We start from the raw sequence: 13719 nt of genomic DNA, 5'->3' as shown, positions 1-13719 counted from the left end.
TGTAATAGTCCACTAGAAACTAACGCAGCCTTTCCCTGACTAGACCTCCTCGATCTGGCCCCCACGCCGAAATATTATCGCACAAAGGCAGTGGGTGATGTTGGCAGACAAACGGCTGGTCTGGCCAGCATTTTCCAGCACCCCGTTTGGATGACAGAGAACCACAGCATTGCGGGTGCTTGGTGGCTACTCACCCATATTGTAACCCCCTGGCGGACATCGACGTCGGGGTCGTCTTGAGGCGATTTTGCGCCGGGCCTGTGATTTTAGACCATTCCTTGATATGTACTATGCAAAGCGTTTGGGATCGAAGACATAACACCCCGCTACACGCGGGGTGTTAGTTTTTGAGCGCGTTGTCTGGCACGTGTCCGCATGCTATACTTAAGCAAACATATGTTCTGTCAAGTCGATTCTGTTGACAAAAGGAACCGTCCCTTTTGTTTTCCTTTTGTTTTCCTTTGTTTTTTATGTTCTGTCGGGCCTATTGTGTTTGCACCAAAACAGGAAGAACAGTCCCTTTTGGGCTCCGTTGCTTTTAATTTATTCGCTGCATGGTTGAGATTATGGCTATAAGCTGCTAATATTAAAACCACCAGGGAGGTGGTTACAATGAAGTACTACAAAGAGCTGCTGGCGATGGGTTGTTTTTCGTGGGAGGATGTCTGTGATACGGTCGGCATTCCGAGCACAGCAAGTAGTTTGATACAGGGCTACTTGAAGAAAGGGTATATAAGGAGAGTCAAGCGGAATCTGTATGTTGCGGTCAATCTTGCGGACGACATGCCTGTTTCCAACCGATTTGTCATAGCAAGCAAGGTCACCCCAGGGGCCTATGTCTCACATCATTCGGCGTTCTCGTATTACGGGTACACCAATCAGGTGTCGTATGATGTATGGGTGTCTTCCTGCGAGAGGTTCAACCCATTTGAGTTTGAGGGCTATGCTTTTCGCCATGTGATGGCACGAATAGCGGCAGGCGTGGAAAAGAAGGCGGACGGGGCTGCCGTGACAGATCTTGAGCGCACGATAATAGACAGCATCAACGATTTTGAGAAGATAGGCGGCTTGGAGGAACTACTGCGTAGCGTGGCTATGGTGCCGTACGCCGATGAAGGCAAGCTACTGCGCTATTTGGAAGAATACAGCAAACAAGTGTTGTACCAAAAGACTGGGTACATCTTGGAGCACTTCAAGAAGGACATGGCGATCGGAGATCGGTTTTTCGACCATTGTGCATCTCGTCTATCTAAGAGCGTCCGTTATTTGTACCATGCCCTGCCCAAGGATCAAATGCGTTATGACAAACGCTGGCAGCTGTTTGTGCCGACGAACTTGTTATCTGTGCTGTATGAAGGGGGAGGTTAATCTGCCTGCTTATGAGAAGCGCAAGCTTGGAAAACGGGCACAGGAGCTTGGCTTTGCTCGAGATACACTAGAAAAGGCTTGCCGCCTAGCGGAAATCTTGAAGTTCCTGAATACCAATCCCCTGCTTAAAGACTCTCTTGCGCTCAAGGGTGGCACTGCTATCAACTTGACCATCTTTAATTTACCAAGACTGTCGATTGATATTGACTTAGATTACCTGTGTAACAACTCCTTAGATGAAATGCGGGCGGATCGAGGACGGATATTCGACAGCATCATCAAGTATATGTCGGCAAACAGATACGAGCTCAGTTCACGATCAAAGACGACACACGCTCTTGACTCTAGTGTCTTCTCCTACGTAAACGCTGCTGGCATGAAGGACAACATCAAAATTGAGATCAACTATTCGCTACGCGCTCATGTTCTTGCTACGGAGCATAGGGAACTGCAGCCTCTAGGATTGTTTGACTCGTTGTCCGTGCATTCATTGGCACCGCTAGAGATATTCGGGAGCAAAATCGTCGCCTTACTTACAAGAGCAGCAGCTAGGGACCTCTACGACATCAACAATATGATTTACTTCGGGCTGTTTGATGAATCTCAATGGCCGCTGCTAAAGAAATGTGCTGTTTTCTACAGCGCACTTGGCAGCCAAGAGGCGGCCGCATGCTTCCCGCTTGATAATGTCGATACCCTTACAAAACATAAAATCAAGACGGATTTGTTGCCCGTTATCCGTAGGACGGAGCATTTTGACCTGCAATCCGTTCAAAGGCAAGTAAAGGAATTCCTCTCTTCAACGCTGTGCTTGGATGATTGCGAAATAGCCTTCTTAAGGGCCTTTGCCAAGAAGGAATACCGGCCAGAACTGCTATTTGACGACAAAGACATTCTAAGTCGCGTTGAAAATCATCCGATGGTTTTGTGGAAAATGCGCAACTCACTTGGGGGGCCCTCTAGGTAAGGCAGACGCATTGGATTAAACCAAACAGAACGGTCCTGGAGGTGGTTCTATGCCGGGTGAAACAAAAAGAACCGTCCCTTTTGTTTCTTTCTCGCCAAAGGGCTTTTTGTCGCGGGCTTAGGGCTAGTTTCACCATGATCCGCCCCTGAGGGATAAAGGGGTCTAATACCTCAGCCACCTCACCGTGCTCAACCGTGACTAGGTCGCCGTCACCAGGCAACAGCTCAACTACATAAGCAGGCAGACGACCTAGAGGCAGTTCATACACATGTACCACTGTGCCTCTACGCCCATTTTTGAGCAGTACTATATCGAGCTCGTTTACTTTTAGCGTCAACTTAAGACTTCACCACCTCTCCGCAGGGATATGAACGTTGATGGGTTAAGAATCCTGCGGCCCACTGCTTAGAAGGCAGTTGCTCGCCAGGTCAGTCCCCGCATGCGAGGAGGACATCCTCCTTCAAGAGCACGCTGACTTATTGCCCATTTACAGGCACATCCTAGGCTATTGCTTGTGTACGAACCTATAGATGACCTCGGCTATTCCCGATTGCCTAATGGTCACCATACCCCCATCCATAGGCAACTCAATCTCATAGCCCTGTTCTTTGTCGGGGCGCTTGCAGTACACATGTACCACTGTGCCTTCTCGCCCGTCGTGGAGCCTAACAATGTCGAGGTCATTGATCTCCAGGCTGTTTGTTGTTCCATTTGACACAGGCTATCACCATCCCTATTGTAAACTCGCGAATGAGCATGACTTCGTTAGCTGCTTCTTGGTTTCATCTACTTCGTCACAGCGTGCTGTATGCAATTCCTCAGCGGCCCAATGCTCCAGTTAGAAGCCCCGTGTAGTCATCGATCAGCTCCCATTTGCCCGTTGGACATGAGGCGTCAAAAGGGCCGGGATCGAACATATCATACAAATACCCCATCTCCTCATCATCGACTACGCGAAGCATTCCTCCTTCAACGGCTAAAACGTAATATATTGCCCCGTCAGTGAGACCGGCAGGCCCAAAGGTTCTCCCCACGTAATATCATATTCTAAGTTTTCCTGCAAGTCCTGCGATGTCATGGTGTGACACCGTCGTGGGCGACACATTGGGAACGCGTTTGACGAATGCGCCCTGGAGCGGGATCCCGCTCACCTTGTCTTGGGCGCAGCTGGTAGTATATGATGGGCATAGCAAGTTGAGAGCGAGGTGTTGGTGGTGTCGCGCATGTCGACTTTAACGAAAATCTGTGAGAGGTATAACGTCTCGCTCATGTATCTCTTTGGATCACGCGAAAAGCTAGCCAGGCAGATCATCGAGGGGAGTATGCCTGAGAACAGGGATCCCCTGGCTGACATCGACGTAGGGGTCGTCTTTTCGACTGCCCTGCCGGTAGGGCGTGAGCGGGCGAGGCTCTATAGTCTCCTGTTCAACGATCTTGAGGATGTCTTTCTGCCGTTTGCTCTTGATCTGGTCTTTCTAGAGGAAAACCACGCCGTGTTTCAGGCTGAAGCCGTTAAGGGGCAATGTGTGTATGCAGCGAGTACTGATGCGAGGCTCGACTACGAGGAGGCGATTTTGCGCCGGGCATGTGATTTTAAACCATTCCTTGAAATGTACTACGCAGAACGTTTGGGGGTGGAGGCAAATGGTTAGCAGACTTGTCGTGCAGGGTAGGCTAGACATGATTGATGACTGCGTTCTGCGGCTTAGTCGTCTTGCAACCCTCTCGCGATCCGACTTCGTAGGAGATAAAGACAAGGTAGCCGCTGCCGAAAGCTATCTGCGTCGTGCGCTTGAGGCTACTTTTGACGTTGGCAGGCACATCCTTGCTAGAAGCGGTGGCGCAGACTTATCTACAGAATACAAGGGGATTGCGAAAGGCCTTGGAGACAAGGGAGTTGTACCCTTTGAGCTGGCTAGAACCCTAATTGCCATGGCCGGGTATAGGAATCGCCTAGTTCACCTCTATCACTTGGTGCAGGAAGACGAGCTCTATGAGATTCTTCAGACTGACCTTGACGACTTGCGCGCATTTGTCCGTGAAATCAACGTATTCTTAGATGCCGTAAAGAACTAGCCTCCCCACCCCGCTACACGCGGGGTGTTAGTTTTTAAGCGCGTTGTCTGGCACATGTGCGCGTGCTATACTTAAGCAAACATATGTTCTGTCTGTTGGGGCCAAAAAAAACAGGAAGAACCGTCCCTTTTGTTTTGCGTTTTCCTTGTGTTTTGTGTTTTGTGTTTTGTGTTTTGTGTTTTGGAGGTGGTTCTATGCCGGATGAAACAAAAAGAACCGTCCCTTTTGTTTTGCACCTGGATATGGACGCGTTTTTTGCGGCGGTGGAGCAGCTGGATTTTCCGGAGCTGCGGGGCAAGCCGGTGATTGTGGGGGGCGCGCCGAATGAGCGGGGTGTTGTCTCTACCTGCTCGTATGAGGCGCGCAAGTTTGGCGTGCGCTCCGCCATGTCGTTGACGGAGGCGTACCGCCGCTGTCCGCAGGGCATTTTTGTGCCAGGGCGCATGTCGCGGTACCGCGGGATATCGGCACAGGTTATGGCAATAATGGCCACTTACTCCCCGCAGCTTGAACCGGTTTCCATTGACGAGGCCTTTTTAGATGTAACCCACTCGCAGAACCTGTTTGGCCCGGCCGAGGCGATTGCCCGCACGATACAGCTACGGGTTAAAAACGAACTGGGGTTATCCTGCTCGCTCGGGGTGGCGCCAAACAAGTTTTTAGCCAAGGTAGCCAGCGACCTAAAAAAGCCCGGCGGGCTAGTGATAGTAGCGCCGGGCACCGAGCGCGCGTTTCTTGCGCCACTCCCTATAGAGCGCATCTGGGGCGTGGGGCCAAAGACGGCAGAGCAGCTGCACAAGCAGGGACTAAAGACGATTGGGGACATTCAAAACGCTGACCCACGTCTCTTGGCGCGCCGTCTCGGGGTGCACGGACACGACCTGTATCGCCTGGCCTGCGGTGAGGACGACCGCCCGGTCGCTCGCTACGACGACACAAAATCCGTGGGGCACGAGCACACGTTTGACATCGACACTGCCGACATCGAGGCTGTAAAGGCTACGCTGTTGGCTTTGGCAGCTAAGGTGGGACGGCGCCTGCGCAAGAAAAAGCTTAGGGGCAAAGTAGTGCAGCTTAAGCTGCGCTACCTAGATTTCACCACGATAACGCGACAGTGTGCGCTGTCGGCGCACACTGACTTAGACCACGACATCTACCGGGCTGCGGTAAAGCTGCTAGACCATCACTTTGACGGCCGCCCTGTTCGCCTGATTGGCGTATCTGTGTCGCAGCTCTGTGGCGAAGGTGAGGCTGCGGCGCAATTAAGCCTGTTTGACGCTCCGCCAGCAAAGGCGCAGAAGCTAGCGCAGGTTATGGACGCCATTAAAGAAAAGCACGGTGAAAAAAGCATTACCTACGCTAAAGTAAAGGAATATGAAGATGAGCCCCCATCGCCCTAGGCCTACAATCGGAAGCCGCCTTCCTTAACCCAGGGCTTAAGCGCCATGACCAGGCCGCCCGTAACTATGCCCGCCAACAGCATTTCGGGTACGCCTTGCACTAAAGCAATGGAAATAGCGGCCGTGCGCTCGATATATCCAAACCATACGGCTAACGACAAGGTGCCGACGGTGTTTGTCAGCGTTCCGGCTATGCCTGCCAAAAACCCGGCAATACCAAGATACTTGCGACTGCCTGCATTGCCAAACCTGCGGACTATGGCAAGGGTAGTGACAAAGAACAGCCATGCCATGCCGCCAATCAGGAGACGAGCGGGGATAACGACCCTAGGGTCCCCAAGGAAGGGTAGGGTAAAAAAGCCGAACAAGAGCCCGACAAAGCCACCTACCACCGGCCCCTGCAACACTCCGGTTATAATTACCGGGATATGCATGATGGTCGCCGCACCTGCGGGAGTAGGCAGGGGCACAAACCCCCACCGCGTGGCCCCTAGCAAGACGGTCATTGCCGTCATGAGTCCAGCCACAGTAAGTTGACGCGTTGTTAACTGCATGTGATTTCCTCCGTTCCAGTTCTTTTCAGATACCGGTCGATACTGTGCCTTAGAGAGATAGCGCTAAATGGCAGTCCTGTCTGGCAGGGTACCGGCTGCCGCTTAGTCAGAAATGATGGGAGGATTCGTCGGCAACACTACGGCAGCCCTAGCCACTCGCCAGATACCGATGAGCGTTAGGTTAGGTTCGTAGCGGTCGATGACGTCCATCAGTCCGTCGCAGAGAAATGCCCCGATGCCGCCGGTAAGGACGACAAAGAGCTTGCCGTGTTCTTGCTGTACGCGCCTAATCATGCCGCGCACAAGTTCCAGATAGCCGTAGTAGATGCCTGCCTGCAGGCATTCTACGGTGGTAGTGTTAATGACATTTGCCGCCTTGGCGATAGGCACTTCGCGCAGCAAGGCCGCCCCGCTCGTAAGCGCACGAAACGATATCTCCATGCCCGGCACGATGGCAGTGCCGCGGTAGACACCGTCTTTGACTACGCAGAAGGTAGAGCCGGTGCCTAAATCTACTAGTAGCACGTCCCTGTTCCAGAGCCACAGCGACGCTAGCGCGTTGGCGAAGAGGTCTGCACCGAGCTCACGATAATCTACCCCACCGAAGGCCAGCCCAAGGTCGTCACGCGGCACCACCAGCTCTAGTTTTGCGCCCCGCGTAAGCAAAGCTTGTGTCAGTGCGGCCGTAGCCATCGGCACGACAGAAGCGCAGACGACGCGGGTATCTGGCGAGACTTGGCTGACTAGGCCGCCGTATTCGTCGGCATGGCGACTTGTGGCCACCGCCATTTTGGACAACACCTGACCGTGTTCGTCCATCCAGCCGGCGTTAGTGCGGGTATTGCCTATGTTTACTGCTAGGAGCATGTTGGTGCTCCTTTCATTGTTCCTGTAAGTTAATTCTATGCAGAACTGCTGCCCGCGTCAACGCTTTTGCCGCAATACAGGAAAACGGCCCGCGAGCGCGAATACAGTGTAGGACTGCTCGCAAGGAGGACTAACATGGTAGGTTCAAACCCGCATAAGTACAACCATATGGTTAGAAGTCTGTACTTACTGGCCATTATTACTGCCATATCGCTCCTAGCCATGATTCTCGTGCTTTCGATTCCGGCCGACCTCGGCACGCCTTACGAGCCGCTGGCCGCGACAGACAGCTACAACTTTGACCCGTGGGAGATGTCGCTTGGCAGGCTGCATATTTCTTTCCCTAAGGGCGGGGTCATGGTAGGCGCGTTTCGGCGCGGCGAGCTGACGGCGTTCGTCTTAATCGGAGAGGGCACGGCTACCTTTCGCGGCGATGCCGAGGAGAGGCAGTTCGCGCTGACGCAGGCCGTGATTCAGGGGCACCCGAGCGAGATTTCCATCCTGCGGGGCCAAACGTTTATCGAAGCGAGTGTACACCCGGAGGCCATGCAGACTGCGGCAAGACTGCTGCAGACCGTAGCCGTGGACGAGCCACTCCTAGAAGTTTTTGGCGTGCGGAAAGTGTTTCTGCCGCGCCGCGGCGTCAAGATTGTGGCTTTGTTCGACCAAGACGGGGGCAAGGCCTCGTATTTGCAGGCGAGGCGCACAAGTTGGCGGCAACCCGGGGAACCCGAGCAAGTAATCCCAAACCCCGAAGCGCCCCTTTACCCACCGCACGACCAATTCTTGTTTAGTCTGGCCATCCTCTCGGTCATGGTGGCAGCGGTAGCGGCGGGCATCGTCTTCGTTACACCGGTATACGAGCACTGGACATACCTAGAGAAGCCGAAAATACCGCTATGGCTTCCCGTAGCGGTAGCATTCGTGCATTCTGTGCTGGAGGCCTACCTAAACTACCTCGACCTCCATCAGTTGGTGGTCGTGGGTTGGCGCGTGATGGTTATTGCCGCAGTTCTCTGGATTGCCGACGCGCAGGGCAACTCGTTTGATTTTCTCGGCTTGCGGGTGCGTCGCCTGTGGAATGCCTTTACCACGGGGGTGTGGGCCGGCATACTGCTCTTTCTCTGTGGTTCCATTGCGCTGCCCGACGGCATACGCGTAGTCGAACCGCTCGCGCTCGTCGGGCAACTCCTGTACGTTACGGTAGGGGTAGCTGTCTTTCAGGAGCTCTTGTGGCGAGGATTAGTGCAGGGAGCCTTCCGCCAGCGCTACGGCGCGCTGACTAGCATCGGCCTCACTACGGCGCTCGCGGCCGTCTTCTCCCTGGCCCCTGCCCTGTTATCCGGCACCATAACCACGGCAGTTCTGATTCAGAGCTTCTTTATTGTGCCGCTTAGTGCATTTGTCCTAGGCTTTGTCTATGAGCGAACCCACAACATCGCAGCTCCCCTCGCGACAACCGCTACGGTATACCTGCTGCCGCTTGTGCTTTACTTTTACTAGAACAAGCCGGAAATTTTGCCATCGCCGTCGACGTCTATCTTCTCCGCCGCCGGTTCCTTGGGCAGCCCCGGCATGGTCATGATTTCCCCGGTAATGGCCACCAGGAACCCGGCACCGCGCGACACGCGCAGCTCCCGCACGGTTATTCTAAACCCGGTGGGGCGACCTAGGAGCGCCGGGTCATCCGAGAAGGAGTACTGCGTCTTGGCCATGCAAATGGGCATCTTGTCGTAGCCGAGCTTGACGTATTGCCTGATGGTGTTATCCACGTCTTTCGTGAAATCGACGCCGTCTGCGCCGTATATTTCCCGGGCAATAGTAGTGATTTTCTCTTTGATGGACATCTCCACGGGGTAGAGCGGGTGGAAGGTAGACGGCTCGCTCTCTATGGTCTCGAGCACGGCCTCGGCTAAGGCTCTGCCGCCCTCTCCGCCTTTGGCCCAAACTTCGGAAAGAGCCACGCGCACGTCTGCCTGGCGGCAGCGCTCGGCAATTAGGCCGAGCTCGGCAGCGGAATCGGTGGGGAAACGGTTAATGGCGACGACAACCGGCACGCCAAACTTGCGCACGTTCTCAATGTGCCGTTCGAGGTTGGCAAACCCCTTGTCTAGCGCCTTAAGGTTTTCGACGCTCAGGTTCTTTACGTCCGCGCCGCCGTGGAGTTTGAGCGCGCGCGCGGTAGCCACAATAACGGCCGCCGAGGGCTTAAGCCCGGCAAAGCGGCACTTAATATCAAAGAATTTTTCTGCGCCGAGGTCTGCGCCGAAACCGGCCTCGGTAACCACGTAGTCGGCAACCTTTAGGGCGAGCTTGGTGGCCTGCACGGAGTTGCAGCCGTGCGCGATATTGGCGAAAGGTCCGCCGTGAATAAACGCAGGCACGTTCTCTAGCGTCTGCACTAGGTTTGGCTTAATCGCGTCTTTAAGCAGGGCGGCCATGGCCCCCGCTACCTTTAGGTCGGCTACCGTCACCGGTTCGCGCTCATACGTGTAGCCTATGACGATACGGCCAAGTCTCTCTTTTAAATCGGTTAGATCGTTGGCCAGGCAGAGAATGGCCATAACCTCGGAAGCCACGGTGATGTCAAAGCCGTCTTCGCGCGGCACGCCGTTGTTCTTGCCGCCTAAGCCGACGATAGTGCTGCGCAGGGCGCGGTCGTTCATATCGAGGGCACGGCGGAAAGTGATGCGGCGCGTGTCGATGTTAAGCTCGTTCCCTTGCTGCAGGTGGTTATCTATAATTGCGGCCAGCATGTTGTGGGCGGTAGTAATGGCATGCAAGTCGCCGGTAAAGTGCAGGTTAATGTCCTCCATGGGGACAACTTGGGAGTATCCGCCGCCGGCGGCGCCGCCTTTAACACCCATGCTCGGGCCCAACGACGGTTCGCGGAGCGCGATGGCCGTCTTTTTGCCGAGTTTAGCTAAGGCTTGTCCTAGCCCCACGGTGGTAGTGGTCTTCCCCTCGCCCGCGGCAGTCGGGTTAATGGCTGTCATTAGGATTAAATGACCGTCGGGCTTATCGGCAAGGCGCTTAGCGACGGCGGGGGAGACTTTGGCTTTGTACTTGCCGTACAGCTCAAGGTCGTCTTCGCTGAGGCCGATACTTTCGGCGACCTTAATAATCGGCAACATCTGCGCGCTTTGCGCTATTTCGATATCGGATTTCATGCGTCACAGTCCTTTCTTTGCACTCTCTCGGATAGCTCTTGTTCGCGGGTGGCTAAGCTTACGCACTGCTCTCCCATGGCCTTGGCCCAAGCGGGCTGCGCGGTAAGTGTGTGCAGATTCACCTTAACATTAAGCAAGGCGCCCTTTACGGCAGCCGAACCTAACAGCGTGGCTACACCGGCATCGGTAAGGGCATTGCGGTTTCCGCGCAGAGCCATAATCTCCGCCTTCTCCATGACGGCGAGGGCGGCCTCGGCCGTGCGCAGCGGTACGGACGCCGCGCGGTGCAACGCCTTTTCTACCGCGGCCTCTCGCGTAGCTTGTTCAGCAGGGCTCTCTTTGGGCAACTTGTAGGCGTCCATAACTTCTTCGTAGGCGCGTGCGTCCTCGGTCGCCAGTTCGCTAAGCGCTCCCCGTAGCTCCCGCGCTTCGCGCGCGAGTGCGGACATTTCCTCTTGTACGGCGGCGTACTTTTTGCGCCCGAGCGTTAGGTTAGCCACCATTTCCACTAACGAGGCTGCCATCACGCCGGCAAGTGCGGCGGCCGTACCGCCACCCGGCGCCGGGGAACAACCGGCGATAGCCTCCATAACTGCGCTAAACTTTTGCTCTGTCAGTTGACTCACTCACTGACCTCCTCCTAACATCGGCACAATAAAGCGGAGTGCCGCCCAAACGATTAAGCCTGCCCCCGCCCCGATAAACATCCATACCCAGATGTTTAGGCCTTGGGTCCCCGCTTGCGACTTCCCTGTGTCTGCCTGGCGCTTAGAGGCTGAGGCTGCCAGTTTGCGCTTCTTGCTCTTCCCCATAACAGAGAGCTCCTTTCTTTACTACTATTTGCCCGCTCTTCACCACTGTATGTACTAAGTTGACCCCGAGGTGGTAGGGAACAAATTCGAGCGAAGGTGCATCGAGTATAGCTAGGTCTGCCTGTTTGCCGACCTCGATGCTCCCTAGCGTCGCCCCGCGCCGCAGGGCGTGCGCCGCGTTGATGGTGGACGCCGCAAAAGCTTGGTGCGCAGTTAATCCGTAGTGGACGCAGGCGAAGGTTTGCAGAAGCTGCATATTAAGAAGCGGCGAGGTGCCCGGGTTAAAGTCAGTGGCGACGGCAATCGGCACCCCAAGCTCTATCATATCCCCCACAGGCGCCTTCTTTTCGCTGCGCAACAGGAAAGCTGTGGCGGGGAGCAGTACCGCTACGGTGCCTGCTTTGGCCATGCGCTCTAGGTCAGGGCGCGAAGCATGAATTAGGTGCTCGGCCGACACGGCGGCGAGTTCGGCGGCAAGTCCGGCTCCGCCAAGCGGCGTAATCTCGTCCGCATGCACGCGCAGGCCGAGCCCGTGTCTTTGCGCGGCGCAAAGGATTGCCCGGCTTTCGTCGAGCGTAAAGGCCTTGTTTTCACAGAAGACATCGCAGAACTCGGCTAGCCCTGCGTCGGCTACACGCGGCAGCATTTCGTCAATAACCAGCTTTACATAGGCTGCGCGGTCGTCGCTGTACTCCGGCGGCAAGGCGTGCGCTCCCATAAAGGTGGGCACCACGTCTACCGGATGCAGGCGGGCGGCTTCCTTTAACACACGCAGTTGCTTTAACTCGGCGTCCGTCGTCAGACCATAGCCGCTTTTGGCCTCTACGGTCGTCGTGCCGTGCAGGAGCATTGCGTCGAGGGTAGCCAAGGAGCTCTCTAAGAGCTTAGCTTGGCTTGCCGCACGTGTCTGCCGCACCGTGCTGATGATGCCGCCCCCGGCAGCGAGAATCTCCAGGTAAGGTGTACCTGCGAGGCGCAGGCCAAACTCCTTCTCTCTCCAACCGGCGAAGCTTAGGTGGGTGTGACAGTCCACGTAGCCCGGTACTACCAGGCGACCTGCGGCGTCAATCTCATGCGTGTCGGGCCCGGCTAGGGCTCTAGCCTCGGCCAAATTGCCTGTCACTGCGGCAATGCGCCCCTCGGCTATCAATACGAAGCCGGCCGACAACTCTACTACTTCGCCTAGCTGCGCCCCGACTTGCGGGTTTTCGCTATACCCTTGTGTCGTTACAACTCGCCCGTTGGCAATTAGCAGCTTAGCCTTCATGGCGGGCGGCGAGCTTTAGCTCGAGCACTTGCGCTGCGCTAAAATCGGTTAGCTCTAGGTAATGGGCCGCGGTATCAATTATGGCCTGCGCCGGTAGCAGTCCGATGATTTCGCTGTTGGCTACGCGCACGTTGTGTTTGGCGGCTTCTAGCTTAATGGCCTCAAACACGGTATGTAGGCCGGTGACGTTAAAGTCTACCATGTTCATAGAGACTTGCGCTTGGTTCGTCGCCATTAACATCATGCCCATGGCTTTGACGGCAGGTAACCCTCCGGTCGCTTCGCGCACTGCTTTGGCAATGGCCTTGGCGATTTTCACGTCAGACGAATGGAGGTTGACATTAAAGGCAACTAAGGGTGGACGTGCGCCTACAGCCGTAGCACCTGCACTTGGGTGCATGCGGCTAGGCCCAAAGTCTGGCGTGCGCGCAGGGTTTGTAGCGATTTCGCTCTTAATCCCTTCGTACTCGCCGCGCCTAACATCGGTGAGATTCCGCCGCTCGGGAGTGCGCGCGGAGCGCTCATACAGGTAGACGGGAATGCTCAGTTCGCGCCCGATTCTCTCGCCTACGGAGAGCGCAATTGCCTGGCAATCCTCCATGGTCGCACCGGCTAGCGGCACAAATGGCACCACGTCTGTCGCGCCCATGCGGGGATGCTCGCCGCTGTGCTGCTCCATGTCGATTAGCTCCGTGGCCTTGGCCGCTCCTCTAAAGGCCGCCTCCTCTACAGCCGACGGGGCACCGACAAACGTCACCACTGTGCGGTTATGGTCTGGGTCGGGCTTTACGTCAAGCAGTGTAATCCCGTCCACTGCGGCAATCGTCTGTACAATTTGGTCGATAACGCTTTGACGGCGCCCTTCGCTAAAGTTAGGGATGCATTGGATTAGTTTCATGGTTTCACCTCGTTGCGTATTAGTGCCAGTGCTGTCGAGTAGGCGGAGGGCTCGCGCCCTCTCGCCCCTCACAGAACCGTGCTGGCGCAATTAACGCACACGGCTCTTCACCACACCATTTATCCTCGCCAATACCGTTTCCATTCGATTTCTCCGCTGGTGAGTGAATGTTTCCTTGTCGAGGTCGATGTGGTGTTACCTCCTTCCCTCTGCAGGCATTACCCTGCTTCTTCGGTACTACGAGGCAATCCGACTCCCTGCTGCCTTTTGCCTACCTCACTTTGTATCGCTTGTTCGGCATACTCTCAGCCTGAGAGAACAGTCAGGGTCTCCCGAGTTC

The 13719-nt window shown here is 55.4% G+C and carries 14 protein-coding genes; 6 read left to right on the top strand and 8 right to left on the bottom strand.

Annotation, left to right across the window (positions count from 1 at the left end):
- Positions 1–612 precede the first annotated feature (612 nt).
- Together KGZ66_10220 and KGZ66_10215 are read left to right on the top strand one after the other, a co-directional pair.
- A complete protein-coding gene (locus KGZ66_10220; GenBank protein ID MBS3985957.1) occupies positions 613–1368 on the top strand; it encodes a hypothetical protein in 756 nt (251 codons plus the stop codon).
- A complete protein-coding gene (locus KGZ66_10215; GenBank protein ID MBS3985956.1) occupies positions 1352–2335 on the top strand; it encodes a nucleotidyl transferase AbiEii/AbiGii toxin family protein in 984 nt (327 codons plus the stop codon). Before KGZ66_10220 ends, KGZ66_10215 begins: the two co-directional genes overlap by 17 nt.
- Positions 2336–2840: 505 nt before the next feature.
- Here KGZ66_10215 and KGZ66_10210 read toward each other — a convergent pair.
- Entirely contained in the window at positions 2841–3053 is a 213-nt protein-coding gene (locus tag KGZ66_10210; GenBank protein ID MBS3985955.1) for a hypothetical protein, read from the bottom strand.
- A 505-nt stretch (positions 3054–3558) separates the two neighbouring features.
- On the opposite strand from KGZ66_10210, the gene KGZ66_10205 reads away from it, so the two are divergent.
- The 3 genes from KGZ66_10205 to dinB all read left to right on the top strand — a co-directional run bounded on the left by KGZ66_10205 (position 3559) and on the right by dinB (position 5811).
- Entirely contained in the window at positions 3559–3987 is a 429-nt protein-coding gene (locus tag KGZ66_10205; GenBank protein ID MBS3985954.1) for a hypothetical protein, read from the top strand.
- Entirely contained in the window at positions 3980–4411 is a 432-nt protein-coding gene (locus tag KGZ66_10200; protein ID MBS3985953.1) for a DUF86 domain-containing protein, read from the top strand. Before KGZ66_10205 ends, KGZ66_10200 begins: the two co-directional genes overlap by 8 nt.
- A 194-nt stretch (positions 4412–4605) precedes the next feature.
- The gene (gene dinB, locus KGZ66_10195) at positions 4606–5811 is read left to right on the top strand and encodes a DNA polymerase IV (GenBank protein ID MBS3985952.1); all 1206 of its coding nucleotides are present in this window, start codon (positions 4606–4608) and stop codon (positions 5809–5811) included.
- 2 nt (positions 5812–5813) lie between these two features.
- Here the strand turns inward: dinB and KGZ66_10190 are convergent, their stop codons facing one another.
- Both KGZ66_10190 and KGZ66_10185 read right to left on the bottom strand, forming a co-directional pair.
- Entirely contained in the window at positions 5814–6365 is a 552-nt protein-coding gene (locus KGZ66_10190; protein ID MBS3985951.1) for an ECF transporter S component, read from the bottom strand.
- Between the two features lie 102 nt (positions 6366–6467).
- Positions 6468–7232: a type III pantothenate kinase gene (locus KGZ66_10185; GenBank protein MBS3985950.1), complete on the bottom strand. Its 765-nt coding sequence runs from the start codon at positions 7230–7232 to the stop codon at positions 6468–6470.
- A 135-nt stretch (positions 7233–7367) separates the two neighbouring features.
- Between KGZ66_10185 and KGZ66_10180 the strand changes: the two genes are divergently transcribed.
- The gene (locus KGZ66_10180) at positions 7368–8735 is read left to right on the top strand and encodes a CPBP family intramembrane metalloprotease (protein ID MBS3985949.1); all 1368 of its coding nucleotides are present in this window, start codon (positions 7368–7370) and stop codon (positions 8733–8735) included.
- Here the strand turns inward: KGZ66_10180 and KGZ66_10175 are convergent.
- The 5 genes from KGZ66_10175 to ftcD are packed head-to-tail and all read right to left on the bottom strand — an operon-like array spanning position 8732 to position 13379.
- On the bottom strand, positions 8732–10402 hold the full coding sequence (locus KGZ66_10175) for a formate--tetrahydrofolate ligase (GenBank protein ID MBS3985948.1): 1671 nt from the start codon (positions 10400–10402) through the stop codon (positions 8732–8734). The two genes, KGZ66_10180 and KGZ66_10175, sit on opposite strands and share 4 nt — an antisense overlap.
- Positions 10399–11028: a cyclodeaminase/cyclohydrolase family protein gene (locus tag KGZ66_10170; GenBank protein ID MBS3985947.1), complete on the bottom strand. Its 630-nt coding sequence runs from the start codon at positions 11026–11028 to the stop codon at positions 10399–10401. Before KGZ66_10170 ends, KGZ66_10175 begins: the two co-directional genes overlap by 4 nt.
- Positions 11029–11214 (bottom strand): hypothetical protein, encoded by a 186-nt coding sequence (locus KGZ66_10165; GenBank protein ID MBS3985946.1) that lies wholly within the window; start codon positions 11212–11214, stop codon positions 11029–11031.
- A complete protein-coding gene (hutI, locus tag KGZ66_10160) occupies positions 11171–12481 on the bottom strand; it encodes an imidazolonepropionase (protein ID MBS3985945.1) in 1311 nt (436 codons plus the stop codon). Before hutI ends, KGZ66_10165 begins: the two co-directional genes overlap by 44 nt.
- Complete coding sequence (gene ftcD / locus KGZ66_10155; GenBank protein MBS3985944.1) at positions 12471–13379, bottom strand: glutamate formimidoyltransferase; 909 nt, start codon at positions 13377–13379, stop codon at positions 12471–12473. The genes hutI and ftcD overlap by 11 nt, the downstream gene beginning before the upstream one ends.
- Positions 13380–13719 lie beyond the last annotated feature (340 nt).

The organism is Selenomonadales bacterium, assembly GCA_018335585.1.
GTDB lineage: Bacteria > Bacillota > UBA994 > UBA994 > UBA994 > UBA994.
The sequence above is the reverse complement of the archived record's forward strand: the minus strand, read 5'-3'. Positions and strand labels throughout refer to the sequence as shown.

Excerpts from the sequence above, each read along its gene's own strand:
- KGZ66_10220 (MBS3985957.1), top strand. The coding sequence starts at position 613 with ATGAAGTACTACAAAGAGCTGCTGGCGATGGGTTGTTTTTCGTGGGAG.
- KGZ66_10215 (MBS3985956.1), top strand. The coding sequence starts at position 1,352 with ATGAAGGGGGAGGTTAATCTGCCTGCTTATGAGAAGCGCAAGCTTGGA.
- KGZ66_10205 (MBS3985954.1), top strand. The coding sequence starts at position 3,559 with ATGTCGACTTTAACGAAAATCTGTGAGAGGTATAACGTCTCGCTCATG.
- KGZ66_10200 (MBS3985953.1), top strand. The coding sequence starts at position 3,980 with ATGGTTAGCAGACTTGTCGTGCAGGGTAGGCTAGACATGATTGATGAC.
- dinB (MBS3985952.1), top strand. The coding sequence starts at position 4,606 with ATGCCGGATGAAACAAAAAGAACCGTCCCTTTTGTTTTGCACCTGGAT.
- KGZ66_10190 (MBS3985951.1), bottom strand. The coding sequence starts at position 6,365 with ATGCAGTTAACAACGCGTCAACTTACTGTGGCTGGACTCATGACGGCA.
- KGZ66_10185 (MBS3985950.1), bottom strand. The coding sequence starts at position 7,232 with ATGCTCCTAGCAGTAAACATAGGCAATACCCGCACTAACGCCGGCTGG.
- KGZ66_10180 (MBS3985949.1), top strand. The coding sequence starts at position 7,368 with ATGGTAGGTTCAAACCCGCATAAGTACAACCATATGGTTAGAAGTCTG.
- KGZ66_10175 (MBS3985948.1), bottom strand. The coding sequence starts at position 10,402 with ATGAAATCCGATATCGAAATAGCGCAAAGCGCGCAGATGTTGCCGATT.
- KGZ66_10165 (MBS3985946.1), bottom strand. The coding sequence starts at position 11,214 with ATGGGGAAGAGCAAGAAGCGCAAACTGGCAGCCTCAGCCTCTAAGCGC.
- hutI (MBS3985945.1), bottom strand. The coding sequence starts at position 12,481 with ATGAAGGCTAAGCTGCTAATTGCCAACGGGCGAGTTGTAACGACACAA.
- ftcD (MBS3985944.1), bottom strand. The coding sequence starts at position 13,379 with ATGAAACTAATCCAATGCATCCCTAACTTTAGCGAAGGGCGCCGTCAA.